Source organism: Leucobacter chromiireducens (assembly GCF_003917135.1).
Classification (GTDB): domain Bacteria; phylum Actinomycetota; class Actinomycetes; order Actinomycetales; family Microbacteriaceae; genus Leucobacter; species Leucobacter chromiireducens_A.
This window is the reverse complement of sequence record NZ_RPDI01000003.1, coordinates 101,145-125,451: the sequence shown is the minus strand read 5'-3', so window position 1 is coordinate 125,451 and position 24,307 is coordinate 101,145. Positions and strand designations below refer to the sequence as shown.

23 protein-coding genes, 1 tRNA gene and 1 pseudogene are annotated in these 24,307 nt (G+C 68.5%); 19 read left to right on the top strand and 6 right to left on the bottom strand.

Annotated features, from left to right (window positions below; genetic code table 11):
- Positions 1–46: 46 nt before the first annotated feature.
- The 3 genes from EGM46_RS02600 (at position 47) to EGM46_RS02590 (ending at position 2,883) form a co-directional block, all read left to right on the top strand.
- On the top strand, positions 47–1,615 hold the full coding sequence (locus EGM46_RS02600) for a DNA-3-methyladenine glycosylase 2 family protein (protein WP_206427479.1): 1,569 nt from the start codon (positions 47–49) through the stop codon (positions 1,613–1,615).
- The gene (locus EGM46_RS02595; protein ID WP_125098597.1) at positions 1,612–2,163 is read left to right on the top strand and encodes a methylated-DNA--[protein]-cysteine S-methyltransferase; all 552 of its coding nucleotides are present in this window, start codon (positions 1,612–1,614) and stop codon (positions 2,161–2,163) included. Before EGM46_RS02600 ends, EGM46_RS02595 begins: the two co-directional genes overlap by 4 nt.
- Before the next feature lie 264 nt (positions 2,164–2,427).
- Positions 2,428–2,883 (top strand): DUF3817 domain-containing protein, encoded by a 456-nt coding sequence (locus EGM46_RS02590; RefSeq protein WP_125098596.1) that lies wholly within the window; start codon positions 2,428–2,430, stop codon positions 2,881–2,883.
- 67 nt (positions 2,884–2,950) lie between these two features.
- On the opposite strand, the gene EGM46_RS02585 is transcribed toward EGM46_RS02590, so the two are convergent.
- Both EGM46_RS02585 and EGM46_RS02580 read right to left on the bottom strand, forming a co-directional pair.
- Positions 2,951–3,024 (bottom strand) — tRNA-Gly (locus EGM46_RS02585).
- Positions 3,025–3,122: 98 nt separating this feature from the next.
- Positions 3,123–4,382: a serine hydrolase domain-containing protein gene (locus tag EGM46_RS02580; protein WP_125098595.1), complete on the bottom strand. Its 1,260-nt coding sequence runs from the start codon at positions 4,380–4,382 to the stop codon at positions 3,123–3,125.
- Positions 4,383–4,583: 201 nt separating this feature from the next.
- Between EGM46_RS02580 and EGM46_RS15130 the strand changes: the two genes are divergently transcribed.
- On the top strand, positions 4,584–5,621 hold the full coding sequence (locus EGM46_RS15130; RefSeq protein WP_346773386.1) for a biliverdin-producing heme oxygenase: 1,038 nt from the start codon (positions 4,584–4,586) through the stop codon (positions 5,619–5,621).
- 1,113 nt (positions 5,622–6,734) lie between these two features.
- On the opposite strand, the pseudogene EGM46_RS15170 reads toward EGM46_RS15130, so the two are convergent.
- Positions 6,735–7,139: pseudogene (locus tag EGM46_RS15170) on the bottom strand (RNA polymerase sigma factor); the annotation flags it as partial.
- A 480-nt stretch (positions 7,140–7,619) separates the two neighbouring features.
- Here EGM46_RS15170 and EGM46_RS02565 point away from each other — a divergent pair.
- The 7 genes from EGM46_RS02565 to EGM46_RS02535 all read left to right on the top strand — a co-directional run bounded on the left by EGM46_RS02565 (position 7,620) and on the right by EGM46_RS02535 (position 12,749).
- Positions 7,620–8,246, top strand: coding sequence for a hypothetical protein (locus tag EGM46_RS02565; protein ID WP_125098594.1), 627 nt, complete (start codon positions 7,620–7,622; stop codon positions 8,244–8,246).
- Between the two features lie 67 nt (positions 8,247–8,313).
- A complete protein-coding gene (locus tag EGM46_RS02560) occupies positions 8,314–8,925 on the top strand; it encodes a hypothetical protein (RefSeq protein ID WP_125098593.1) in 612 nt (203 codons plus the stop codon).
- Positions 8,922–9,509 (top strand): hypothetical protein, encoded by a 588-nt coding sequence (locus EGM46_RS02555; RefSeq protein WP_125098592.1) that lies wholly within the window; start codon positions 8,922–8,924, stop codon positions 9,507–9,509. Before EGM46_RS02560 ends, EGM46_RS02555 begins: the two co-directional genes overlap by 4 nt.
- Positions 9,509–10,126: a hypothetical protein gene (locus EGM46_RS02550; protein ID WP_125098591.1), complete on the top strand. Its 618-nt coding sequence runs from the start codon at positions 9,509–9,511 to the stop codon at positions 10,124–10,126. Before EGM46_RS02555 ends, EGM46_RS02550 begins: the two co-directional genes overlap by 1 nt.
- Positions 10,123–11,409 (top strand): hypothetical protein, encoded by a 1,287-nt coding sequence (locus EGM46_RS02545; RefSeq protein ID WP_125098590.1) that lies wholly within the window; start codon positions 10,123–10,125, stop codon positions 11,407–11,409. Before EGM46_RS02550 ends, EGM46_RS02545 begins: the two co-directional genes overlap by 4 nt.
- Positions 11,410–11,447: 38 nt before the next feature.
- Positions 11,448–12,107 (top strand): hypothetical protein, encoded by a 660-nt coding sequence (locus EGM46_RS02540; RefSeq protein WP_125098589.1) that lies wholly within the window; start codon positions 11,448–11,450, stop codon positions 12,105–12,107.
- Between the two features lie 75 nt (positions 12,108–12,182).
- The gene (locus EGM46_RS02535; RefSeq protein ID WP_125098588.1) at positions 12,183–12,749 is read left to right on the top strand and encodes a signal peptidase I; all 567 of its coding nucleotides are present in this window, start codon (positions 12,183–12,185) and stop codon (positions 12,747–12,749) included.
- Here the strand turns inward: EGM46_RS02535 and EGM46_RS02530 are convergent.
- Together EGM46_RS02530 and EGM46_RS02525 are read right to left on the bottom strand one after the other, a co-directional pair.
- A complete protein-coding gene (locus tag EGM46_RS02530) occupies positions 12,721–13,995 on the bottom strand; it encodes an ATP-dependent DNA helicase (RefSeq protein ID WP_125098587.1) in 1,275 nt (424 codons plus the stop codon). The genes EGM46_RS02535 and EGM46_RS02530 overlap by 29 nt on opposite strands.
- A 41-nt stretch (positions 13,996–14,036) precedes the next feature.
- Positions 14,037–15,380, bottom strand: coding sequence for an MFS transporter (locus EGM46_RS02525; RefSeq protein WP_125098586.1), 1,344 nt, complete (start codon positions 15,378–15,380; stop codon positions 14,037–14,039).
- Between the two features lie 264 nt (positions 15,381–15,644).
- Here EGM46_RS02525 and dnaK point away from each other — a divergent pair, with 264 nt between their 5' ends.
- From dnaK to EGM46_RS02500, 5 genes are all read left to right on the top strand, one after another.
- A complete protein-coding gene (gene dnaK, locus EGM46_RS02520) occupies positions 15,645–17,507 on the top strand; it encodes a molecular chaperone DnaK (protein ID WP_125098585.1) in 1,863 nt (620 codons plus the stop codon).
- A 2-nt stretch (positions 17,508–17,509) separates the two neighbouring features.
- A complete protein-coding gene (locus EGM46_RS02515) occupies positions 17,510–18,115 on the top strand; it encodes a nucleotide exchange factor GrpE (protein ID WP_125098584.1) in 606 nt (201 codons plus the stop codon).
- Complete coding sequence (locus EGM46_RS02510; protein WP_125098583.1) at positions 18,108–19,064, top strand: DnaJ C-terminal domain-containing protein; 957 nt, start codon at positions 18,108–18,110, stop codon at positions 19,062–19,064. The genes EGM46_RS02515 and EGM46_RS02510 overlap by 8 nt, the downstream gene beginning before the upstream one ends.
- Positions 19,065–19,131: 67 nt before the next feature.
- Entirely contained in the window at positions 19,132–19,554 is a 423-nt protein-coding gene (locus tag EGM46_RS02505) for a heat shock protein transcriptional repressor HspR (protein WP_241156136.1), read from the top strand.
- Positions 19,542–20,744 (top strand): class I SAM-dependent methyltransferase, encoded by a 1,203-nt coding sequence (locus EGM46_RS02500; RefSeq protein ID WP_125098582.1) that lies wholly within the window; start codon positions 19,542–19,544, stop codon positions 20,742–20,744. Before EGM46_RS02505 ends, EGM46_RS02500 begins: the two co-directional genes overlap by 13 nt.
- Here the strand turns inward: EGM46_RS02500 and EGM46_RS02495 are convergent.
- Positions 20,710–21,021: a helix-turn-helix domain-containing protein gene (locus tag EGM46_RS02495; RefSeq protein ID WP_125098581.1), complete on the bottom strand. Its 312-nt coding sequence runs from the start codon at positions 21,019–21,021 to the stop codon at positions 20,710–20,712. The genes EGM46_RS02500 and EGM46_RS02495 overlap by 35 nt on opposite strands.
- Before the next feature lie 123 nt (positions 21,022–21,144).
- Here EGM46_RS02495 and EGM46_RS02490 point away from each other — a divergent pair, with 123 nt between their 5' ends.
- From EGM46_RS02490 to EGM46_RS02480, 3 genes are all read left to right on the top strand, one after another.
- The gene (locus EGM46_RS02490) at positions 21,145–22,425 is read left to right on the top strand and encodes an MFS transporter (RefSeq protein ID WP_125098580.1); all 1,281 of its coding nucleotides are present in this window, start codon (positions 21,145–21,147) and stop codon (positions 22,423–22,425) included.
- 218 nt (positions 22,426–22,643) lie between these two features.
- Entirely contained in the window at positions 22,644–23,831 is a 1,188-nt protein-coding gene (locus tag EGM46_RS02485; protein ID WP_125098579.1) for a glycosyltransferase, read from the top strand.
- A 2-nt stretch (positions 23,832–23,833) separates the two neighbouring features.
- Positions 23,834–24,307: glycosyltransferase (locus tag EGM46_RS02480; protein WP_164512792.1), on the top strand; the 474-nt coding region annotated here is incomplete at its 3' end.

The following is a 24,307-nucleotide window of genomic DNA, read 5'->3' as shown; positions in this document are numbered from 1 at the left end:
CCGATTTCCGCGTGCGCACGCACCGGCCGCGCGGAACAATGGACGAGTGAGCCTCTCCCAGCCGATCCTCCCGCTCGACGCGGACGCGTGCTACCGCGCCGCCTCGGGCCGCGACGCGCGCTGGGACGGCCGCATCTATCTCGGCGTGACCAGCACGGGCATCTACTGCCGGCCATCCTGCCCTGCCAGGAAGCCGCGCCGCGAGAACTGCCGCTTCTTCCCGAGCGCGGCGGCGTGCGTCGCCGCCGGCTTCCGCGCGTGCAAGCGCTGCCGCCCCGAGGCGGTGCCCGGCACCCGCGACTGGGACGCGCGCGGCGACCTCGTTGCCCGCGCCATGCGCCGCATCCGCGACGGCGCGATCGACGAGGCCGGGGTGGCGGGGCTCGCGGCCGAGCTTGCGGTGAGCGAACGGCACCTGCGGCGCGTGCTGCTCGACTCGATCGGCGCCACCCCCGTGCAGCTCGCGCGCACGCGCCGGGCCCACGCCGCGCGCTCGCTGATCGAGGAGACGGAGCTGCCGCTCGCCGACATCGCCTTCGCCGCGGGCTTCGGCAGCGTGCGTCAGTTCGGGGACACGATGCGCGAGCAGTTCGGTGTCGCCCCCTCGACGCTTCCCCGCCGCCGCGCCCAGGCGCTCCCCGGGACACGCAGCGCGGGATCCGGGGAGCGGCCGCGCATCGCGCTGCGGCTGCACACCCGCGCCCCGTTCGACGCCGCCGCGATGCGCGCGTTCCTCGCGGCGCACGCGATCCCCGGACGCGACGAGATCGCCGCGGTCCCGAGTTCCGCCACCGCACACGCGGTCGATGTGCCGGGCGGCACGGCGGTCGCGCGGATCGACTGGGGCGCGGTCCCCGAACTCGCCGCGCAGCGGGGCGACCGCGCCGGCGGGACGGTGGGGATTCCGCTCGAGCTTGAGCTGCCCGGCCTCGCCGACACGCTCCCCGCAATCCAAACGCTGCGGCGCATGCTCGACCTCGACGCGGATCCCGCGCAGATTCAGGCAGCGCTCGGCGCCGATCCAACACTGGGTTCCCTGATCGCGGCGCGGCCCGGGCTCCGGCTGCCCGCCGCGCGGGATCCGCACGAGTTCGCGCTCGCGACGGTGCTCGGGCAGCAGGTGTCGCTCGCGGCGGCCCGCACGCTGCAGGGGCGCCTGGTGCGGCGCTTCGCCACAGCGGACCTCCCCGACCGCGGCGCCGCTCCCGGGTTCGTCGCGCGCATCGACGTGACGCGGGTGGCCGCGATGCCCGTCGCTGAGCTCCGCGAGGAGCTGCGCATCACCGGGGCACGCGCGGCGACGCTCTCCGCGCTCGCCACAGTGCTTGCGGGTGGCCTCGACCTCGGGCCGGGAGCAGATCGGGATCGTGCCCGTGCCGAACTCGCCGCCATCCGCGGCATCGGGCCGTGGACCGTTGAGCTCGTCGCGATGCGCGCGCTCGGCGATCCCGACGCGTACCCGGCCGGGGATCTCATCCTGCGGCGGGCGCTCGGCGTGGACGCGCCGCGCGATGCCGAGCGGCTCGCGGAGCCCTGGCGGCCGTTCCGCGGCTACGCCACGCAGTTTCTTTGGGCAGACTTCCTGGCCACGCAGTCGAGAAAGGACACACCATGAGCAACGCAGCGCCCCTGGCCACCGTCACGATCGACGTTGTCGGGCACCCGTTTCGAGTGATCTGGACGCCCGAGGATGGGCTCGTGCGGGCCGCGGGCTTCGCCACCGCGGAGGATCCGCTGGCGCACAGCCTGCTGGAGCGCTTGGTGCGGCTCGATCCTGCGCTGGGCGGGCGCGGGCTGGCCGCGGAGGAGACACCGGACGGCCCGATTCCCGACGCCGTGCGAGCTTACGCAGCCGGGGATCTCGGCGCGCTCGACGCGATCCCCGTTGCGCAGCCCGAGACGCCGTTTCGCGGGGAGGTGTGGCGCGCGCTGCGCCACGTGGCGGCGGGGGAGGCGGTCACGTACACGGAGCTCGCGGCGCTGGCGGGGCGGCCGAGCGCCGTGCGGGCGGCGGCGTCCGGGTGCGCTACGAACCTCGTTGCACTGATCGTGCCGTGTCACCGGATTGTGCGTCGGGATGGCGGACTGGGCGGGTACCTGTTCGGGGTGCCGGTGAAGGAGCGGCTGCTCGTGCACGAGGGTGCGGTGCGGCCCGCGGAGTAGCCGGCCCTCGTGGGCGCCACCCCCCCCGCCGGAGATGCACCCCACCGGAGAAACAGGCCCCCCACCGGAGAAATTGGAAATCTCGGAGCCCTTCGCGCGAAAGCGTCCGAGAAATCAGATTTCTCCGAAAAAGAAGGGGGAGAGGTGCGAGGAAGAGGGGGGAAGAGAGGGAGGGGAGGGCGGGGGAAAGATCATCCATTCGGATGACAGGAATCCGCCCAAACTCTGGTGAAACCCCAGCTCCCGCCAGATACGGTAAGGACTATGTCACCCCGTCTCCTGTTTCGGATCTTCGCGTTCGCTGAACTTGTCACCTGGGCGGGGCTCATCACCGCGCTCATTCTCCGCGGAGCGGGGGTGACCGACGACCTCGTGCGGCCAGCGGGCGGCGCGCACGGCTTCGTGTTTCTCTCGTACTGCGTGGTGACCGTGTTCGTCTGGGTGAACCAGCGGTGGCGCACCGGCGTCGGCGTGCTCGGCCTCGTGCTCGCGATCGTGCCGTTCGCGACGCTTCCGTTCGAGCTGTGGCTCGACAAGCGGGGGCTGCTCGCGGGCGACTGGCGTTTGGCGCCGGGCAAGGACGCGCCGAGGGGCTTCGTCGAGCACGTGCAGGCCTGGGTGCTGCGCCACCCGTTCTGGTCCGTGATCATCCTGCTCGCTGGCGTCACGGTGGCGTTCAGCGTGCTGCTGTGGCTCGGCCCGCCCATCCCGAAGGGGTAGCCGGCACCGGCGCCGCACCCCCGCTCCGAACACGCAAAAGGCCCCGCACAGTGCGGGGCCTTTTCAGTGGAGGGACCGACGGGAATCGAACCCGCGTTCTCAGCTTGGGAAGCTGATGTCTTACCATTAGACGACGATCCCAGGGTGACGCCGGACCAACTATAGCAGGAAGCCCGACGCCGATTCACACGCGCGCGCAGCCGGGTGTGGCACGCCACGCGCGGGCGCACCGCCCCGTGCTACTGGCAGACGGCCCGCTCCGCGAGCGCTGCCGCCGAGTCCTCCGCAGACCACGAGACCTCGGGGGCCGCGCCGGCGCCGGCTGCGATCGCGGTGAGCTGCATCGCGAGCTGCTTCGCGAACTCCGCACCTGCCGTCGAGTTGTTGAGCGTCACTACAACCGAGTACCCCGACTCGGGATCGTGGTACGCAGCGGTGAGCGTCCCCGTGATCGCGCCGGAGCGGCCATACAAAGGACCAACCTTCTCCATGCCGAAGGCCCACTGGCGGCCCTCGGTGTCGGGATCCTCGGTGGGGGTGCCCTCCTCGTCGCGCTTCGGGTTCTTCGTCGGCTGCAGCTCGGTGACGACACCGGCGGCATCGCCGCCGAACGCGCCGTCGAGGTACTGCTCGTAGAAGGCACGCAGATCCCCGACGGTGGTCACGGTGGCCCCGGCGCCGCCGAGCATCGTCGGCGACACCTCCGGCACCTCAACGGGGCCGGCGTCGCACACCGGCTTCCCGCCGCTGCGCGGGTACGTGAGCGAGCCGAGCGTGGATCCCGCGATGGTGGTCGCGTCGTCCTCGGGGTAGTACGTCGATCCCAGCTTGGCCGGCGCGAACACGTGCTCTTCGAGCAGCTGCGGCACCTCCTCGCCGGTCTTCACCTTGAGTACGCGCTCGAGCAGGATCGCGTTGGTGTCTGACTGGTGGAAGTCGAGCCCCGGCCACGACTCGGGGGAGTGCGCAAGGCCCTGCGCGAGCAGCTCCTGCTCGGGCCAGGGGCGGGTGGGGTTGTTCGCGAAGAGGTCGCCAAACCCTGCCTTGAAATCGGCGATGCCCGAGCGCATGTCGCACAGCTGCCGGTAGGTGATGCCCTCGATGCCCGACTGGCGGGTCAGATCCTTCGAGATCTCGCGGTCGAGGTCGACCTTGCCGTCGGCGACGAGGTCGAGCAGGAGCGCGCACATGACCGGCTGGGTGGCCTGCGCGCCGCGGATGCGGGTGTTGCCGTCGATCTCGTCTGATCCGAATCCCTGGACGTAGCTGCCGCCGTCGCCCGAGCTCCACACCCCGACGATCGCCTCGGTGGACTGGCTGAGCGCGAGCGCGGACTCGATGGCGCTGTTGATGCTGCCTGCGAGCCCCTCGTCGATCGTGTTGACGTTGCCGGCCGAGGAGCCGCTGGTGCCGCCGGAGCAGCCGGTGAGGCCGAGGGCCGCCGCGGTGACGAGGCCGACGAGTGCGAGGCCGGTGCGATGCGCACGTTTCAGGATCAAGCTCGACCGCCAATCTTCGCGGGATACCTCAGAGGGATTACAGAACAGTAGGGAAGTCTACTGCGTTGTCGGTGCGGGGACGCTCAGGGAAGCGCCCGCGAGCCTGAGCGCCCGGTCATACATGAGATGTGGACCCGAGTGACAGCCGTGAGAAACCGCATCAGCGCGCCGAAGTGAGGTTGCCCTTACTAGACTGATGCGGTGACGATCTTTACGGACAAAGTGGTGGCGGCTGTAACTGGGCACATGAACGGTGACCATACAGACGATAATCTCCTGATCGCGAAAGCGTTCGGTTACCCGGAGGCCACAGCAAGCACGATGGTCGGGGTGACGGGCGACGCCGGGGTGTGGCGCGTCAGCGACTCGGCAGGGGAGCACGAACTCTCGGTGGCGTGGCCGGCAGGGCCGATCACGGAGCGCCCGGAGATCCGGCGCGAGGTCGTTGCGCTGTACACCGCCGCGTGCGAGAAGCTCGGCGTACCGGCGCGCGAGGAGCACGCCCCGGCGGCCGACGGGGATCATCACCACGGCGCCGGCCACCACGGTGGAGCGCACCACGGCGCGGCCGAGGAGCCCGCGGATGGCGAGAAGCCGTTCTCGCGCGTGATCCGCGAGAGCTCGTGGGGCGACCACTCCGACAGCGAGGGCGCCACGTTCATGGAAGACATCATGCGCGGCAAGGGCACGCGTCAGGACTACATCGACCTCGTCGCGCAGCACTTCTTCATGTACGAGGCGCTCGAGGCCGCGGCCGAGCAGCTGGTGCGGGATCCGGCATTCGCCGGGTTCCACCCGAGCGGGCTCGTGCGCATGGCCGCGCTCGAGGAGGATCTCGCGCACCTGATCGGCGCCGACTGGCGCGAGCGCATCGCGCCAGTGCCTGCCACCGCGGCGTATGCTGCCCGCATCCGCGAGATCGCTGACGAGGGGTGGGCCGCGGGGATCGTCGCGCACCACTACACCCGCTACCTCGGTGACCTGTCTGGCGGCCAGATGATCGCGAAGCGCGTGGCGAAGCAGCACGAGCTCGCGCACGCCGGCATCGCGTTCTACGACTTCGCGGCGCTCGGCTCGCTCCCCGAGTTCAAGGACGCCTACCGCGCGGAGCTCGACGCGCTCGGCGAGCGGCTCGACGAGGCCGAGCGTGCGCGCATGCTGGAGGAAGTGCGCACGGCGTACGCCTTCAACACCGCGGTGTTCGTCGACCTCGGCGCGGCGAAGGCGGCCGCGGCGTAGCTGGGGTCTGGCCCGGGATATACCTGGCTGCGTTGGGCGCCGCCGGGTTCCCCTTCCCCCGGTCCGTTGAGCGGGTTCTGAAGCAGTTCGACTGTCGTGCGGCGTGCTACTGAGGCGGTCCTTGCCCCGGTCATCGGCAACGATGGCGGTTGCGAGCACCGTGACGGAGCCAGCAAGAGTCTGATCCTCGTCAGATCGCAGTCTGTGGAGCTTCAACGTCACCGTCTGCACGTCGTGCGCCTCGAGCGGAATCAGTTCGATGAGCGCGTGGCCCTCCGTCTCGATCGGGATCGACACGACATGTTCTTCGCTGTTGATGGTCGCGGTGAGCTGTGGTGTCTCTCTCGGGAGTGCGGTCAGTTCCGAATGAAGTTCAGCGGTGACCGCAAGGCTGAGCGACACCTCCTCGTCCGCCGAATCGTTCGCCACCAGGAGTGACCATTCGGTGCTGTGGCCAGGTGCTGGCATCGCCAGGACGATCTCCTGTGGAGTGAGCGTGAGACCCTCTGGCGAGATCGTGACCTCTGACACGGACCGCTCTGCTCCGGAGTCTGCGCCCTGACCATCATCCCGGGGGGGAGCCCCGCCGTCCTGCGACCCATTGGTGGGAGCAAGTTCAGCCTGTGCGGAGGATTGCCCTGCAGCCGAGCTCTGTGACGCGGAACGATTCGTATCAACTGCTGCGAACGTCGCGAAGGTGAGCAGCACGCCGCTCAGGCTGATGGCGATAAGCCCAATCATCTCCTGCCACCAGCGGAGCAGGATCGCCGAGATTGGCGTTCCTCCGGTCTGCATCTTCAGCATGCTCGCTGATGCGCCTGCGCCGGTCAGGATCGCGGTCGGGAGCACCGTGGGAAGCCGACGGATGAGCGCTGCCTCGTCTCGCATCTCGTGCACTGCCCGTGTGCAGTGGGTGCAGGTGTCGAGGTGGCGAGTCAGTTTTCGGTGCTGCGTCCGTGAAGTCGAGCCCAGAATGAAGCGGGCGAGGACAGGAAGGTACTTGCGGCAATCAGGATCCGAGCTGCGACTCACTGCGAAGTGTTCGAGATAGTGCGTCCGGAACTGTTCGCGTGCACGGCTGACGCGCTTGCGCAGTGTCGCGGCGGTGAGTTCCAACCGCGCCGCGAGTTCGCTCTGCGGGACCTGCTCGACTGCGACAGCCCAGATGAGTTGCTGCTCCGAATCAGCCAGCGCCAGAAATGCGCGCGTGGTGATGAAATGCTCAAAGTTTTCCGTCAGGTGATCCGGCGATTCCTGGAGCGGATCGCTGGGGAGCTCATTGAGCGGTGCTGTGTGGCGATTGCCGCGCCACTGGGAGTACAGGTTTCGCTTCGCCACCGTGTAGAGAAACCCCGTTGGATTTGTGTGCGGAGGGTTTCCCTCGTCCACCGCTGCGACCAGCGTCTCAAACGCGGTAGCGACGGCATCCTCTGCCTCTTCCATTGAGGCTCCGAGCGTACGGAGGTAACTGCGGAGTTTGGGGCTCACCTCCCGGTAGAGCGTCCCAATAGCGTCCATTGGTGGGTTCCTTTGTTGCGGGGTGTGCTGAGGAGTTCCCGCGGAGTGCGTCAGGGGGCCACCCAGGAATCGCGAGTGCCGTGAACCGGCACCGGGATTGACGGTGCCCTCGGCTGGGCTCAGTACCCCGGAGGGGAGCGCACTCGACGCTGCGTGACGCGACCGAGTGCCCCAACGTCTCTGTGCTGTTTCTCGGTCTTCAACCTAAGCCAGCCGGATGGCTTCTGCAACGAGACCGAGGGGCCGCCGCACCCAGTTGATGCCAGGTTTCGCGCGCCCGACCCGGTGTTTCGCGGCTTCAAAAAAAGTTGAGAAAACTGGTCACGCTTCTGTTCGGTTCGCCACTACACGTGTGAGCGGCGTCAGTCGCTCGCCGAACTGGGCGCCGTTGCGTGGGTCCCAATCGCGCAGATGTCGTCCCGGTGTTCCCCCATCCGTCATGATCCCCGTCATGACTCACGAAAGGACCAAGTACTGAATATGTCGCATCTGAGCAGCCCAAGCCTCGGCCGTAAACGTGCCGTCATCGCTGGTGGCGCCGTTCTCATTGTGGCTGGTCTGGCCACTGCCGCGGCCTTCACTGACTTTGCCAACCTCAACATCGGCAATGGCACCGATGATTCCGGCATCGGCGGAAACAACCGTTTCAACATCCAGGTCGTCGGCACCGACGGAGACGGGCTGCCAGTGCCCGGCACCTGGCAGGAGGCGAATACCGTGGAGGGCGTCAACGTGAACGTCCCGGGTGCAGACGTGCTGACCCCGGGTGACACCGTGAGTGTCGAGATTCCATTCCGCAACGAGAGCCCTGTGCTGAGCGCTGACATGGACTTCACGCTCCAAGATCGCCCAGGGAAGACCTCAGATCCGCTGATCCGAGACCTCCTCGAGTACACGGTGCTGCTGAACGGGACTCCCCTCGTTTCCGGCGCTGATCAAGACGCAGTGAATTCTCTTGATCTCGGGATCTACACCACAGGCGCTGAAGGCGTTGTGACGCTTTCTGTCACGCTGCCCAACCAACCCACTGAGTCGGAGAACAACGCGCTCCAGGGTCAGGTGTCCTACGTGCAGGCACATTTCGACGCCAGCTCCGTCCAGCCGTAGGCCGTGAAGTTCGGTGTGGGGTGCGGCAGTGCCCCGCGCCGAACCTGACGAATAGGAAACAGTGCAGATGACTCAACCTCCCATTCGAAGAACGTTGCTGGCCGCGGGCGTGGTGCTCGGCGTGAGCGCCTTAGTCACCGCAGCAATGCTGGTCGACACAAAGGAAAGTATCGCGATTCTCGACGGTACTCAGAATCGGTTTGACATCGTCACGATGGGCTCCGCCGACCCCGCCTGGGAGCCCGCCGCAGCAAATTGGCAACAGGGAAACCCCGAAGCGTATCGAATTCGGCTGACTCAGGACGATTCTCCGTTCGTGGTGAGTCCCGGCGCCTCTCTCGACCTCAAAATCGCTGTAAAGAACGCGAGTCCGACGCTGGGTGGGCATCTGAGCTTGCGGGTTGAGGACCCCAACGACCGCAGCGCCGAGCGGGATCCAGAAACGAACAACTACGTCGACTTGTTTCCGGCTCTCGTCTTCACCGTGGCAGAAGGGGGAACCGTGCTCATCAACCGAGTGGCGGGACCCGACCTCCAGACGGTTGGTCTCGCGGGGGTCGTCGCGCCAGGCGAAGCGCGTGTGCTCGACGTCACCGTTGAAGTGCCGGAGGGACTTGGCAACGAGTGGCAGCTTGCCGCTACGGACGTCCAGTTCCGGTTTGATGGAGAGAACTCATGATCGCAAGGCGTCCGAGAGCACGTGTCTTGCTTGGTGCTGGGCTCGGTGCGCTGCTGCTCGTGAGCGCGGTTGGGGTGACCAGCGCCGCGTACATCGACCATGCCAACGTGAACCTCGCCTCCGGCGGCATAGGGAACCCGGTCGCATTCTCCGTGCAGGTGAAGGACACGGACGGGAACTGGCACGAAGCAGACACCCCCGAAGCGGCTGTGGTCTATCCGACCACGCCAAGCGCGGAAATCACCTTCTCGAAGCCCGTGGAGTTCACTGCCACCATGCGGATCGCCCCGGATGCACCGGGCGGTGATGTGACGCCGTCGCTGCAACTGCGAAGCGACTGCAGCGGTCCCTGCGCCGCACTATTCGAGGGCTTAGTCTTCGACGTTTTGTATGACGGCACAGCCGTGGCGAGTGGCGTTTCGGCCGCAGAGTTCAACGGCATCTCGGATCGCGCGTTCAGTGACGTGATCGCAGGTGAGGAGCACACCGTCACGCTCTCGGCAGTGCTCGACCCCGAGATCCCGTTCATGTGGAGCGGGAGCGAGACCGTAATCGGCCTGGTCTTCGAAGGGATGACGAACTGATGATCGCACGCATGATCGTAACGTGTGCCGCCACGCTGTCCTTGCTGTTCTCAGGGAGCCCGAGCGCTCAGGCTGTCACAAGCGAGCTGGTCGACGTCGAACCGGCGCAGGTCCGTGTCGCCGTTCCCGCTCCTGGTCATTCCTCCGAATGGAACATGACGGTGACGAACACCAGCGCGATGCCTGTGCCGCTCGCCCTTGCGGTGACCGGGGAGGGCGACCGGGCACTCTTCGACGGGGCGACTCCGCTCGAGGTCACGCTCACGGATGGGACCGGAGACGTATTGGCCGAGTCAGTGCCGCTTGGCGCCGTGCTGGGCACTGAACATCACCTGCCGGAGCTACCGGCAGGTGAAACCTACACGCTGATGGGTCACCTCGCGCTCCCCCGGGTCGCTGGTGACGAATACCAGGGCCTGAGCGGGTCGCTCGTCTTCGCCTACACCGCAACGCAGTCTGCGCCGGAGGGGCCGGATGTACCAGGGGTACCCGAAACAGTGACCCCGATAGAGCTCGCCATTACCGGAGCTGCCCCGCTGCTCGCGCTGCTGCTTGGCGCGCTGCTGATCGCGGGCGGCGTGACACTGGTACTTACGAGAAAGCGAACGCAACGATGATCACACGAACCTCGCGGCGCGCCGTTCTCGGCGTGTTCGCTACCACCGCGGCCCTCGCCTTCCTCGCCGGTGGCTTAGTGAGTTCTACGTCGGCGGCATACACCGATGCAGCACACGCGAAGTCGGAGCCGCTCACTGCGAAGATCGAAGTTCCGTTCGCTACGGGACTCGCACCCGGCCGATCCGTCGATACCGGTGTCGGACTGGGCAGCGATGGCAACGCATACGTGTGGGGTCGCACCGATATGAAGATGGCCGGTTCGAACGCTGGCGGTACCTTTCAGAATACGACGCAAGTTGGCGGGCTTCCCGCGGGCGAGACGGCCGCTGTGACTGGCGGTATCTACAACTTCAACGCGCTCCAACAGGACGGCCATGTCTGGGGATGGGGGATGTACCCATCTCGGGACGGGACTGAAGCCTCACGTCCGGACAACCGCGCCGAACGCGTGCGTATCGGGAGCGCGTGGAACGGCGGTGGCGAGCTCCTGGAAGACATCGCCGTGATCTCTTCTACGGAAATGGCTGGAGCGGGCATCCGTACCGACGGCACTGTTTGGGCCTGGGGGAGCAACAGCTACGGCGGGCTCGGGGGAACTGGTGCGACTCAGGTGCCCGGACTGCCAGACCCAATTGTGAACGACGGCGAGCGGTTCCCCGTCTCCCTGCACGGTGCCTACCGCAATTTCTGGGTGATCCTCAACAATGGCGAGGTGTGGTACTGGGGCAGCACAAGCTCCACCCCGGCCGGGGACGCCGGGAGCACTGGTGGTGCGGTCATGTCGCAGGCGCTGAGCCCGTGGTTCAAATCAAACGTTCCTGCGGGACAAGCGTTCATCGTCAGTGTCGCGGGCGGCATCAACATGGGGCACGCGGTCCTTTCAGACGGGACGGTGCTCACCTGGGGATCGAACGCGACGCGTATCGGGGGGAGGCCAGCTGGCGGTGGAGCGCCGGCCGCGGCCTCGCCCGGACTTGTCCCGAGCACACTCCTCTCAGGGATTACTCGTTCCGTCGCCGGCTTCACTGGGGCCGCGCTTCTGGACAGCGCGGGCAACCTCTACGGCTATGGCGCTTCTGATGATTATGGAGGCTTCCCACAAACAAGCGCACTGATTGACACCGAGGTGTCGCAAGTCCTCGCTGGACAGGGGTTCTACATCTGGGCCAAGTCAAACGGCGAGTACTGGGGACAGGGGTACAACCCAGCGGGTGCGACCGGGAGGCCAACTGGCGCAGCACTGCGCAAGATCACTTCCGTCGACTTCAGCGTGTTTCACTGATCCGCTGGTCCATCCGAACTGTGAGAGTAAGAGAGAAAGTGATGCAGAAACTGCGTGAACGATTCGGAGCCATCGGTCGTGCCTCCGGGAGGAAACGGGCGCTGCTCGCGGGCGGTACTTTGCTGCTGGTGGGGGCAGTCGCCACAGCAGCGGCGTTTACTGACTGGGCGAACCTGAACCTGGGCGGTGAAGGCATCGGGAACAGTAACCGGTTCGATATCGGGGTGGTCCTCGCCGACGACACGGTGGAGCAGGCTGACTCCGACGCCGGCTACGACTGGATCATCGACGGCTCGGACGGGCTCATCCCCGGCGGTGAGATCAGCACATCGATTCCAGTGTTCAATAACACTCGGAACATGCGCGCGATGGTGAGCTTCGAGACGCAGCTCCTGAACGGTGATGGTTCAGTGGGGAGCCAACCGAACATCACGAAGTTTCTCCGCTTCAGCGCAGCGATCGACGGCACTGAACTGTTCGCAGACCTGCCGTGGGACCAGGCAGGTGGGGAACTTGGCACGCTGGCTGCTCGCGGGAGCGATCCATTGAGCCAGGGCGGCGTGTACGTCGCAGGTGCCGAGGGGAGCGAGGCCACCCTCGACCTGACTATCGCGTACCTCGATGAGCCTGAGACGGTTGATTACAACGGTGGCCAGTCCGCCCTCCGCCTACGTTTTGACGCGGAGTCGGTGGCATAGTCCCGGCGCTCGGCTGTGGGGCGAGGCATTCGCGCCCCACAGCCGAGTACGTGTTTCGCAGAGGAGAGGAGGCTCATGCGACGCTTCTATTCAGTATTTCGGACAACAGTGCTGAACATCGCTGCGGTCATCGGCGGGCTCTGCATCGTAGTGTTCTGTCTGTCGGTGATACTCGGTGTGCAAGCGCTGAACGTGATGTCCGGATCGATGGAGCCCGACATTCCGACGGGCTCTCTCATCCTCACGAAACCCATCGCTGCGGCCGAGGTTCAGGTGGGTGACGTGATCACGACCGCACGGGTGAAAGGTGACGGGCTCATTACTCATCGCGTGACCGCGATTGAGCCAGTCGAGGACCACCCCGGCGTCTATACGATGCGGATGCAGGGTGACGCGAACGCGAGCGAGGACCCGAACCCCTACACCGTCAGTGAGGTGGGCAGGTACCTCCTGCATATCCCCGGGCTTGGGCTCGTGGCGACGCTCATCAAGACTCGTATGGGGGTGCTGCTTGGGATCGCGATAGTGGCACTGTTCGTGCTGCTGTTCATCTTTCCCGGCCAGACACGCGAGCGCGATGGTGCGGAGCCAACGGAGCGCGATGCGAGCGAGCCTAGCCGCGCACCTCGCGGTGCTGCATGAAGCGGACCACGTTCGGGTCAACGATGACGTCGCGCGGCTGCAGCGGTCGCTGCAGGAACAGCCCATCGAGTGAGCGGACGCGGCTGAGCGCGACGTAGGTCTGCCCGGCGCTGAACGCGCGCGGCCCCAGGTCGACCACGGCGGCGTCGTACGTGTGCCCCTGAGACTTGTGCACGGTCACCGCCCACGCGAGGCGCAGCGGGAACTGCTCGAACTCGGCGACGACCTCCTTCTCGAGCTTCTTCGTCTCCGCGTCGTAGCGGTAGCGGTAGCGCTCCCACACGGTGGGCTCGACCTCGTACTCCTCGTCGTCCACCTCCACCCAGACGGTGCCGTCGACGCGGGAGACCGTGCCGATGGTGCCGTTCACCCAGCGGCCGTCGGCGTCGTTGCGGAGGAACATGACCTGTGCGCCCGGCTTGAGCTCGAGCACCTCGTCGGCCGGATAGGTGTTCTCGCGGAACTCGCCGTTGATCTCCGCGACCGCGCGGAGCGCGCCGCCGCGGATCTCCGCGAGCCGCTCGGCGTTGATGCGGTTCACGGTCGCGTTGGTCGTCGCGAGCGTGATCACGTCGCGCGGCGCCGGGCGCGCGCCCGCGGCGTTCAGCTCCGCCGCCTGGTCGGCGGTGACGACGCCGTGCCGCACGGAGCCGAGGATCTGCTTGAAGCGATCGTCGCGCTGGCGGTGCACCTCGACGAGCTCGATCGTCGAGAGCTCCGCGGCCTGCCACACGTTCGCGTCGAAGAACCAGAGCGAGCGGTACGTGTCCGCGAAGTAGGCGCGCTCGTGCGGATCCCGTGGCGGCACGGGTGGCAGCTGATAGGGATCCCCGAACATGATGATCTGGGCGCCGCCGAACGGGTCGTGCCGCTTGCCGCGCGCCTGGCGGAGCGAGCGGTCGATTGCGTCCATGAGGTCCGCCGACACCATGGAGATCTCGTCGATCACGAGCGTGTCGATCGAGGCGAGCATCTTCTTCAGCTCGGCCGGCTGATCGAGCTCCTGGTCGGCGATCACGCCGGTGGGGAGTCGCAGCAGCGAGTGGATGGTCTGGCCGCCGACGTTGAGCGCCGCGACGCCGGTGGGCGCGCAGACCGCGATGATCTTGCTCGTGTTCCACGCCAGGTGGGTGAGGATCGTCGACTTGCCCGTTCCCGCGCGGCCCGTCACGAAAATGTGCTCGCGCGTGTGCTCGATCCGTTCGTAGACGGCGAGCTGCTCGGGGGACAGAGGGGGACGGGCCACCGATCCAGGTTAGCGGCTCGCGGCCCCCGCCGGGGCCTCGGTCACGCGCCTGTGGAGACGGTTGCCGTGCCGCGCTGCGCGCGGACGGGGAGGAGCAGGATCAGCCCGACGATGAGCACGAGCGCGATGCCGAGGATGCCGAAGATCGCCGCGCCGCCGAGCGCGACCGTGAGCGTGAACGCGCCGGGTGCGAGGAACGACACGGCGCGGCCGGTCGTCGCGTAGAGCCCGAAGATCTCGCCCTCGCGGCCCGCGGGGATGAGGCGCGTGAGGAAGGTGCGGCTCGCAGACTGCACCGGGCCGACGAAGATGCACAGGAGCAGCCCGAACACCCAGAACACCCACGTGCCGAGGTCGGCGAGGATGAAGACGAGCAGCGCCGAGAGGATCATGCAGGCGAGTGAGCCCACCATGATCGGCTTCGCGCCGATCCGGTCCTCCGCGAAGCCGGCGCCGATCGTCGCGAGCCCGGCGACCACGTTCGCGGCGATCGCGAAGATGATGACCGTGGTCGCGTCGAAGCCGAAGCTGCGCGCCGCGATCACGCCGCCGAAGGTGAAGACCCCGGCGAGGCCGTCGCGGAACACCGCGCTCGCGACGAGGAAGAAGAGCGTCTGGCGCGCGCTCGTCCAGAGCCCGCCGATCGTGCGGAACAGGGTGCCGTACGCGGTGAACACGCCGCGCATGCCGGGCTTCCGCGCGGGGTCGGGGGTGATTTCGGGGACCGCGAGGAAGACGGGGATCGCGCTCAGCGCAAACCATGCGGCTGACACGAGCATCGCGACGCGGATGTTCCAGCCGCCCTCGTGGGTGACGCCGAACCAGCCGGGATCGGGGAAGATGAAGCCGACGAGCAGGATCGCGAGCAGCACGATGCCGCCGAGGTAGCCCATGCCCCAGCCGAAGCCGGAGACACGGCCGACGTTCGCGTTCGTGGAGATCTGGCTGAGCATGGCGTTGTAGCTGACGGTGGCGAACTCGAACGCCACGTTGCCGATGGCGAGCAGCACGAGGCCGAGCATCAGGTAGTTCGGTTCGGGGGCGACGAGCGCGAGGAGCGCGGTGCAGCCGACGGTGGCGGCGGTCGTGATCCCGAGCCAGAGCTTGCGGCGTCCAGCGGCGTCGGAGAGCTGGCCCGTGATCGGGGCGACGAGCGCGACCGCGATGCCGGCGATGAGGAGCGCGGTGCCGAGCTGCGCGGTGACCTCAGCCTCCGGGCCGAACGCCGGCTGCGTGATGTACACGCCGAACACGAAGGTGGTCACGACGGCCTGGAACGCCGCGGATCCCCAGTCCCACAGCGACCAGGCGAGGATGCGCCCCTTCCCGGCGGGGGCGGCCGGGGGAGTCGCGGTGGGAGGGGCGGCCGGCGCGGTTTCGCTCATGCTGCTCACAGTAGTGGCAAGCGGGTCGCGGCGGGAGGGGGATTCGGGACCGCGTGTGGTCTGATCAGGGGAGAATCTGGCCGGATCGTGGCCATTTCCTGAAAGTTGAGTGTGATCAGCTCAAGTTTTGGTGAATCAACTTGACTCACTCGAGCCGCTCGGTAAACTTGAGTGCATCAGGCTCAAGGTCGGGCGATCCGATCCCGAGCGAGAAGACCCCGGTGCCGCACACGGCGCCGAATACACACATACAAAGGAGCGCACATGTCACGTGCAGTCGGTATCGACCTCGGCACCACGAACTCGGTGGTCGCCGTTCTCGAGGGTGGCGAGCCCACCGTCATCGCCAACGCGGAAGGCTTCCGCACCACGCCCTCGATCGTCGCGTTCACGAAGGACGGCGAGGTGCTCGTCGGCGAGACCGCCAAGCGCCAGGCCGTGACCAACGTCGACCGCACGATCGCTTCGGTGAAGCGCCACATGGGCACCGACTGGAAGAGCGACGACGTCGACGGAAAGCGCTACACCGCGCAGGAGATCAGCGCCCGCACGCTCATGAAGCTGAAGCGCGACGCGGAGACGTACCTGGGCGACAAGGTCACCGACGCCGTCATCACCGTCCCCGCCTACTTCAACGACGCTGAGCGTCAGGCCACGAAGGAGGCCGGTGAGATTGCGGGCCTCAACGTGCTCCGCATCATCAACGAGCCCACCGCTGCGGCCCTCGCGTACGGCCTCGACAAGGGCAAGGAAGACGAGCTCATCCTCGTTTTCGACCTCGGCGGCGGCACGTTCGATGTCTCCCTCCTCGAGGTGGGCAAGGACGACGACTTCTCCACGATCCAGGTGCGCGCCACCTCGGGTGACAACCGCCTCGGCGGCGACGACTGGGATCAGCGCGTCGTCGACTACCTGGCCGCGCAGTTCAAGTCCGCGACCGGCGTCGACGTGTCGGGCGACAAGATCGCGCTGCAGCGCCTCAAGGAGGCAGCGGAGCAGGCCAAGAAGGAGCTCTCGAACTCGATGAGCACCCAGGTGCAGCTCCCCTACCTCTCGCTCACCGAGAACGGCCCGGCGAACCTCGACGAGACGCTCACCCGCGCGAAGTTCGAGGAGCTCACGAAGGATCTGCTCGAGCGCACCCGCAAGCCGTTCCAGGACGTCATCGCCGAGGCGGGCGTCAAGGTCAGCGACATCGCGCACGTGGTGCTCGTCGGCGGCTCGACCCGTATGCCCGCCGTCACTGAACTCGTGAAGCAGCTCACCGGCGGCCGCGAGCCCAACAAGGGCGTGAACCCCGATGAGGTCGTCGCCGTTGGCGCAGCCCTCCAGGCCGGCGTGCTGAAGGGTGAGCGCAAGGACGTGCTGCTCATCGACGTCACCCCCCTGTCGCTCGGCATCGAGACCAAGGGCGGCATCATGACGAAGCTCATCGAGCGCAACACGGCCATCCCGACGAAGCGCTCGGAGACCTTCACCACCGCTGAGGACAGCCAGCCCTCGGTCGCGATCCAGGTGTTCCAGGGTGAGCGCGAGTTCACCCGCGACAACAAGAACCTCGGCACCTTCGAGCTGACCGGCATCGCCCCGGCGCCGCGCGGCATCCCGCAGATCGAGGTCACCTTCGACATCGATGCGAACGGCATCGTGCAGGTGTCCGCGAAGGACAAGGGCACCGGCAAGGAGCAGACGATCACCATCTCCGGTGGGTCGACGCTCTCGAAGGAAGACATCGAGCGCATGGTGCGCGAGGCCGAGGAGCACGCGGCGGAGGACAAGCAGCGCCGCGAGGCTGCCGAGCAGCGCAACAACGCTGAGCAGCTCGCGTACTCCGTCGAGAAGCTGATCTCGGAGAACGAGGACAAGCTCCCTGAGGACGTCAAGACCGAGGTGCAGGGCGACCTCGACGCGCTGAAGCAGGCGCTGGCCGGCGAGGACGAGGCTGCCGTGAAGACGGCTTCGGAGAAGCTCAGCCAGAGCCAGTCGAAGCTCGGCGAGGCGATCTACGCCGCGGCGCAGGCCGAGCATCCGGCAGCCGACGGTGCTGACGCATCGAACGATGATGACGTGGTCGACGCCGAGGTGGTCGAGGACGACGAGTCCGAGAACGCCGGAGAGCAGAAGTAACGATGACGAACTCGGAACAGCACACCCCGGGCTCGGACGACGAGTTCACCGGGAGTGAGGTTCCTGCTGCGGGGTCGGAGGCGAATGCCTCCGGCCCCGAGCCGCAGCAGGAGGACCTCACGGTCGACGACATCCTGAACGCCGAGCAGAACGACGCGGCCGCTGGCGCGGACGGCGCGGCAGACGACGCCGAGAACCCCTACCTGGAGGATCTCCGTCGCCTGACCGCCGAGTACGCGAATTATCGGAAGCGCACCGAGGCGAACGCCGCCCTCGAGAAGCAGCGCGCCATCGCGGCGGCGGTCACGCCGCTGCTCTCGGTGCTCGACGATCTCGACCGCGCCGAGCAGCACGGTGATCTTGTTGAGGGCACCGCGTTCGCGACGATCGGGCAGAAGCTGCGCAGCACGCTCGAGCGCTTCGGCCTCGCGAGCTTCGGCGAGAAGGGCGAGCCCTTCGACCCGCAGCTGCACGAAGCGATCGCGCAGGTGCCCGTGCCCGGCACCGAGCAGGACACGGTCCTGGACGTCATCGAGCGGGGGTACCGGCTTGGCGATGTTGAGCTGCGCCCCGCCAAGGTAGCGGTGGCGGTGGGGGCTGATGGCTAGTCAAGATTGGCTCGATAAGGACTTCTACCAGATCCTCGGCGTCTCCAAGACGGCGAGCGACGCGGAGCTGAAGAAGACCTACCGGAAGCTCGCCCGTACCTATCACCCGGACTCCAACCCGGGCGACGCGGCAGCGGAGGCGAAGTTCAAGGAGATCAGCGAGGCCTACTCGGTGCTCTCCGACGCTGAGCAGCGCGCCGAGTACGATCAGATCCGTGCGATGGGTGCCGGCGGCGCGCGCTTCACCTCCGGCGGAGGCGGCGCGCAGGGCTTCGAGGACGTCTTCGGCGGCATGTTCGGCGGCGCGGGTCGCGGTGGCCAGCAGTACACCTTCCAGCAGGGGGGTGGCCAGGGCTTCGAGGACATCTTCGGGATGTTCGGCGGAGCGCAGCGCGGCCCCCAGCCGGGACGCGATGTGCAGGCCTCCACCACCCTCGACTTCGAGACCGCGGTGCACGGCAAGACCGTCACGCTGCAGGCGCCGAGCGGCACCGTCAAGGTGAAGATCCCGGCAGGCGTGTCCGACGGGCAGAAGATCAAGGTGCGCGGCAAGGGCGAACCGAGCCCGAACGGCGGGCAGCCGGGGGACATCATTCTCACGGTCGCCGTGCGCAAGCACCCGGTGTTCGAGCGCGACGGCAACAATTTGCGGCTCAAACTCCCGATCACCTTCTCGGAGGCGGCGCTCGGCGCCACCGTCGAGGTGCCGACGCTCGGCGGTGACCCGGTGAAGCTGAAGGTGCAGCCTGGCACTCCGAGCGGGCGCGTGCTGCGCGTCAAGGGCCGCGGCGTCCAGACGGCGAAGGCCACCGGCGATCTCCTCGCTGAGGTGCAGGTCGTGGTGCCGAGCCACCTGTCGGCGGAGGCGCGGGCCGCGCTCGAGGCCTTCCGCGACGTCGAACCGCAGGAGAACCCGCGCGAGGACCTCCTCGCGCGCGCACGCGGCTAGCGTGCCGGGCCGGCCGCCCAGCGCGGCCGGCCCACACCGACCACCGGGGACGAGAGGACCGCACATCATGGCAACACCCCAGATGGACCGCTTCACACCCGTTTTTGCGATCGCGGCAGCAGCGGAGCTCGCCGAGATGCACCCGCAGACGCTGCGGCAGTACGACCGCATCGGCCTCGTGTCCCCGCAGCGCACGCGCGGCAACACCAGGCGCTACTCGCTGCACGACGTGTCCCGGTTGCGCGAGGTGGCGCGCCTGTCGGCCGAGGGGCTGAGCCTCGAGGGGATCCGCCGCGTGCTGCAGCTGGAGGACCGCGTTGAGCAGCTCCAGCACCAGGTGCGCGAGCTCGAACGTGCGCTCTCCGAGGAGCGCATGCAGCGGCCGGATCGGCGCGTATTCGCCGCGGGCGGCGCCGGCGGCGAAGTCGTCACGCTCCGCCGCGGCACCCGCGTGCGCCGCAACGCGGAAGTGGTCGTGTGGACGCCCTAGCCGGGGCAGCCGACTTCTTCGCCGGGCTCTCGCGAGCACCCGATTTCGACGCGGAAGAGCTGCAGGCCTACGACGCGAGCGATGAGCTCCTGCTCGCCACCGCGGCGGCGGAGATCGCGGCGCTCGGCGCTGGCGAGCTCGCGGTGATCGGCGATCGCCACGGCGCGCTCACCCTGGGCGCGGCGGCGCTGCTCGGTGCGCGCGGCATCCGCGTGTTCCAGGATCCGGTGCTGGGCGAGCGCGCGCTGCACCGGAACGCGACGCAGCTCGGGATCGCGGCAGGCCAGGACGGCGCGTTCGCCTCGCACCAGCTCGACGCCGCACTCCTCGCCGGCGCGCGCGTGGTGCTCGTGCAGCTGCCGCGCGGTCTCGACGCGCTCGACGAGATCGCGTGGGCGATCGCCGCGTACGCGCACCCGGAGGTGCGCGTGGTTGCCGGCGGCCGCGTGAAGCACATGACGCTCGCGATGAACGAGGTGCTCAGGCGGCGCTTCACCGAGGTGTCGGCCGGGCTCGCGCGGCGGAAGTCACGGGTGCTCTCGGCGAGCGGGCCGCGCGCGGCAGCGGAGCTGGGCCAGGCCCCCTTCCCTCGGTTCGGCACGGATCCCGATCTCGCGTTTCCGGTCGCGACGTTCGGGGCGACGTTCGGTGGAGCCACCCTCGACCACGGCAGCCGGCTGCTGCTCACCGGCCTCGGCGGTGTGGACGCCGGCGTGCGCCGCGTCGTCGACCTCGGCTGCGGGAACGGGGTGCTCGCGGTGTCCGCCGCGCGTGCGCTGCCTGCGGCCCACGTCATCGCGACCGATCAGTCGGCCGCAGCGTTCCAGGCCACGACGCTGACGGCGGAGCGCGCTGGCGTCCTGGCCGCCGGGTGCGCCGACGGGGATGCCGAATCGCCTGCCGGCGTGTGCGTGCACCGCGCCGACGCGCTCGAGGCGGTGCCAGACGGCTGGGCCGAGCTGATCCTGCTCAACCCGCCGTTCCACACGGGGGCGACGGTGCACGCCGGGGTGGCGCATCGCCTGATCGCGGCCTGCGCGCGTGCGCTCGCGCCCGGCGGCGAGCTCCGCATCGTCTTCAACTCGCACCTGAGGTACCGCCCGCTCGTTGAGCGGACCGTCGGCCCGAGCCGGCAGCTCGCCCGGGATCGGACGTTTACCGTGCTGTCTGCTCGGCGGCCCGCGCCCTGATCAGGTCGCGCGCGGTGAGCCGATGGGCGCGATCCCCGTAGTCGTCCGGGGTGACGCCGACGAGGAGCGTGCCTGGCTCGACGCTCAGCGCCGCCGCGAGCCGCACGAGGGTCTCCACGTTCGGGCTGGACACGCCACGTTCGATCTTGCCGATGCTCGTCCAGTTGATCTCGGAGAGCTCGCCCAGATCCTCCTGCGAGATGCCCAGCTTCAGCCGGACCGTACGGATGTGCGTTCCGATCTTGGCGGCTGCAGGGGAGTGGATCTTTGGCGCCATTCCAGCGTGGACTCATCAGGCATTCTTCACCAGAGCGTCCACGCACAGTGAAAAAATGCCGCATTACGGTACGGAGTTGCGGCGTCGCGCGCTGGGTGCTCGGCGCACTAGTCTGAAGCCGCTATGACACACCCGACGCGCACCCTGCTCACGCGGATGGCCCCCAGCATCTACGGGCCGACCATCCTCTTCACGCTCGGGCAGAACGCGCTCATGCCGCTCATCCCCGTGGTGGCGGTCGGGATGGGGGCGAGCCTCGCGCTATCCGGCGTGATCGCCTCGGCGCTCGTGGTCGGGCAGCTGCTCGGCAACCTCCCGGCCGGGTGGGTCGTCGCCCGCGCGGGGGAACGCATCGCGATGCTGCTTGCGAGCGGCGTCGCGCTCGTCGGCGCACTCGGCGTCGCCCTCGCCCCCAGCTCGGCGCTGCTCGGCATCGCCGTACTGGTGATCGGCTTCGCCGCCGCGACCTTCGGCCTTGCGCGACACTCGTTCATGACGACGCGTGTGCCGGTCAGCTTCCGCGCACGCGCGCTCTCCCTCATCGGGGGCTCGCACCGGCTGGGCCGTTTCGGTGGGCCGTTCCTCGCGGCCGGGCTGCTGGGCGTGACCGGCTCGCCGCGATCCCCCGTGTGGGCGTTCGTCGCCTGCCTCGCGCTCTGCGCGGTGCTCGTGTGGTTCGCACCGGATCCCGAGCGGGTGCTGCCCGCCGCGCCGGTCGCGGGAGCGCGGTCCGGCGCCGCGGCAGGCACCGGCGCCGCCACCGAGGACGCCGCGCCCGCCGGCGGCGTGCGCGCAGCGATCCGGGATCACGGCGCCCCGCTCGTGCGCGTCGGCGGCTCGGCGGCAGTGCTGTCGGGGCTCCGCACCGTGAAGGACGTGCTGCTGCCGCTCTGGGGCGTCTCGATCGGGCTCGACGCCTCAGCCGTCGCACTCATCATGGGGATCTGCGGCACCGTCGACTTCGCCCTGTTCTACCTCAGCGGCCAGGTGATGGACCGCTACGGGCGGCTCTGGGCGGCGCTGCCCGCCACCATCGGCATGGGGATCGCGTTCGGGACGCTCGCGTTCACGCACGACGGCCCGAATGCCGCGGCGTGGCTGCTCGGCTGCGCCGTGGTGGTCGGCCTCGGCAACGGCCTGTCGAGCGGCATCGTGCTCACGCTCGGCGCAGACCTCGCGCCGCAGGCGCACCCCGCGCCGTTCCTGTCAGCCTGGCGCACCCTCGTCGACCTCGGCGGCGCTGCCGCCCCGCTCGCGATCTCCGCGCTCGCGGCCACCTCGCTGCCGATCGCGGCGGGAGCCGCCGGCGCGCTCGCGGTCCTCGGGGCCGCCGGCTTCGCGCGCTGGGTGCCGCGCTACATTCCTCGCGCGCGGCCTTCCACCGAGGCACAGGAAACCCCCTGATCCGAGCCCCAGATCTCGGAACGAGCACGGAGCCCGGTGCCCACAGCGCCGCATTCCGGGCTCCGACATGGCACCTGGGTACCGACTTCGCTCATTTCGGTACCGCAGTGGGGGCGAACACCGCGTCCGAAGGGGACTTCGTGGTGCGGGAAGCCTAAACTTGAGCGTGATCGCCCACCGGCGACCATCCCTCCCCGACCGAAGGACTCCCGCACACCGTGAGCACCACTGAGCGCCCGGCTCCGCTTCGCATCCTGATCGGCTGCGACACCTTCCTCCCCGACGTGAACGGCGCAGCCCGGTTCGCCGAGCGGCTCGCCGCAGGCCTCGTCCGCCGGGGCGACGAGGTGCACGTGGTCGCGCCGTCGGTGGGGCACAGCAACACGGGAAGCTTCCTCGAAACCATCGAGGGCGAGCAGATGACGGTGCACCGCTGGGCCAGCTGGCGCTGGTACCCTCACGACTGGCTGCGCTTCGTGCTGCCGTGGCGCGCACGCGGCTACGCCCGCAAGCTGCTCGATCGGGTACGCCCCGACGTGATCCACATCCAGTCGCACATCGTGATCGGCCGCGCGCTCGCGCACGAGGGCGCCAAGCGCGGGATCCGGATCGTGGCGACCAACCATGTCATGCCCGAGAACGTGCTCGACTTCACGCTGCTCCCCGAGCGCGCGAAGCGCCTGTTCGTGCGCTGGGGCTGGCGGGACGCCGACCGGGTGCTGCGGCACGCCGCCGAGGTGACGACGCCGACCCGTCGCGCGGCGGACTTCCTCGAGCGCAACACGCACCGCCGCGGTGTGCTGCCGGTGAGCTGCGGCCTGCGGGCCACCGACTACACCGCCGACCTGACGCCGCGCACCGAGCACACCCTCGTCTTCGTCGGGCGCGTGACACTCGAGAAGGAGATCGACGTGATCCTCCGCGCGATCCCGCGCATCGATCCCGAGCTCCGCGTGAACTTCACGATCGTCGGCGACGGCGATCAGCGCAAGAACCTGGAGAAGCTCGCCGGCGAGCTCGGCATTCGCGACCGCGTGCACTTCACCGGCCGGGTCACCGACGCCGAGCTGCGTGCGCACCTGACCGGGGCGAGCGTATTCGTCATCGCGTCGATCGCTGAGCTGCAGTCGATCGCCACGATGGAGGCGATGGCCTCGGGGCTGCCGATTGTGGCCGCCGACGCGATGGCGCTGCCGCACCTCGTGCACGAGGGCGAGAACGGCTACCTGTTCCAGCCCGGCTACGACCGTGAGCTCGCGGAGCGCGTCGAGCAGATCCTGCGCCTGTCTCCCGCGGAGTACCGGAAGATGCAGGAGGCCTCGCTCGAGGCGGTGCAGGTGCACGACATCGATCGCACGCTCGACACCTTCGAAGCGCTGTACCGCGGCGAGACCCCAGCGAGCTGATCATGCACGTGCTCGTCGTCACGGATCAGCACCCGGATTCGCTCGGCGGAGTGCAGGTGGCGATCCGGTTGCAGCTGCGCGCGCTCGAGCAGCTGGGGCACCGGGTGACGATCGCCGCGCCGGCCCTGCACCGGCCGGGTTTCGAGGTCGCGGCGGCGGATCGCGGCGTGTACCTCGATCTCCCCTCCCGCCCCATCACCCGCGACCGCGAGTACGGCATCAGCTGGCCCGGCGCGCGTACCGACCGCGCGCTCGCCGCGCGCCTCGCCGAGCTGCCCCCGGTGGATCTCGTCCACGTGCAGGGTGACTTCTGGGGTGCCATGATCGGGATCCGGGCCGCGCGCGGCCTCCGCGTGCCCATCGTGCACACCATGCACAACCACGTCGACGCCGGCACGCGCGCCGTGACGCCGCTCGCGCCGGTCGTGTTCCAGGCGCTCCGCGTGTGGCGCAGGCTCGCCGTCGGGCGGCCGCGG

What these genes read in the sequence shown, in the direction of transcription:
- EGM46_RS02565 (WP_125098594.1), top strand. Translation starts at nt 7,620, where the DNA reads ATGTCGCATCTGAGCAGCCCAAGCCTCGGCCGTAAACGTGCCGTCATC.
- EGM46_RS02490 (WP_125098580.1), top strand. Translation starts at nt 21,145, where the DNA reads ATGACACACCCGACGCGCACCCTGCTCACGCGGATGGCCCCCAGCATC.
- EGM46_RS02555 (WP_125098592.1), top strand. Translation starts at nt 8,922, where the DNA reads ATGATCGCAAGGCGTCCGAGAGCACGTGTCTTGCTTGGTGCTGGGCTC.
- dnaK (WP_125098585.1), top strand. Translation starts at nt 15,645, where the DNA reads ATGTCACGTGCAGTCGGTATCGACCTCGGCACCACGAACTCGGTGGTC.
- EGM46_RS02495 (WP_125098581.1), bottom strand. Translation starts at nt 21,021, where the DNA reads ATGGCGCCAAAGATCCACTCCCCTGCAGCCGCCAAGATCGGAACGCAC.
- EGM46_RS02545 (WP_125098590.1), top strand. Translation starts at nt 10,123, where the DNA reads ATGATCACACGAACCTCGCGGCGCGCCGTTCTCGGCGTGTTCGCTACC.
- EGM46_RS02515 (WP_125098584.1), top strand. Translation starts at nt 17,510, where the DNA reads ATGACGAACTCGGAACAGCACACCCCGGGCTCGGACGACGAGTTCACC.
- EGM46_RS02590 (WP_125098596.1), top strand. Translation starts at nt 2,428, where the DNA reads ATGTCACCCCGTCTCCTGTTTCGGATCTTCGCGTTCGCTGAACTTGTC.
- EGM46_RS02595 (WP_125098597.1), top strand. Translation starts at nt 1,612, where the DNA reads ATGAGCAACGCAGCGCCCCTGGCCACCGTCACGATCGACGTTGTCGGG.
- EGM46_RS02550 (WP_125098591.1), top strand. Translation starts at nt 9,509, where the DNA reads ATGATCGCACGCATGATCGTAACGTGTGCCGCCACGCTGTCCTTGCTG.
- EGM46_RS02510 (WP_125098583.1), top strand. Translation starts at nt 18,108, where the DNA reads ATGGCTAGTCAAGATTGGCTCGATAAGGACTTCTACCAGATCCTCGGC.
- EGM46_RS02505 (WP_241156136.1), top strand. Translation starts at nt 19,132, where the DNA reads ATGGCAACACCCCAGATGGACCGCTTCACACCCGTTTTTGCGATCGCG.
- EGM46_RS02525 (WP_125098586.1), bottom strand. Translation starts at nt 15,380, where the DNA reads ATGAGCGAAACCGCGCCGGCCGCCCCTCCCACCGCGACTCCCCCGGCC.
- EGM46_RS02560 (WP_125098593.1), top strand. Translation starts at nt 8,314, where the DNA reads ATGACTCAACCTCCCATTCGAAGAACGTTGCTGGCCGCGGGCGTGGTG.
- EGM46_RS02535 (WP_125098588.1), top strand. Translation starts at nt 12,183, where the DNA reads ATGCGACGCTTCTATTCAGTATTTCGGACAACAGTGCTGAACATCGCT.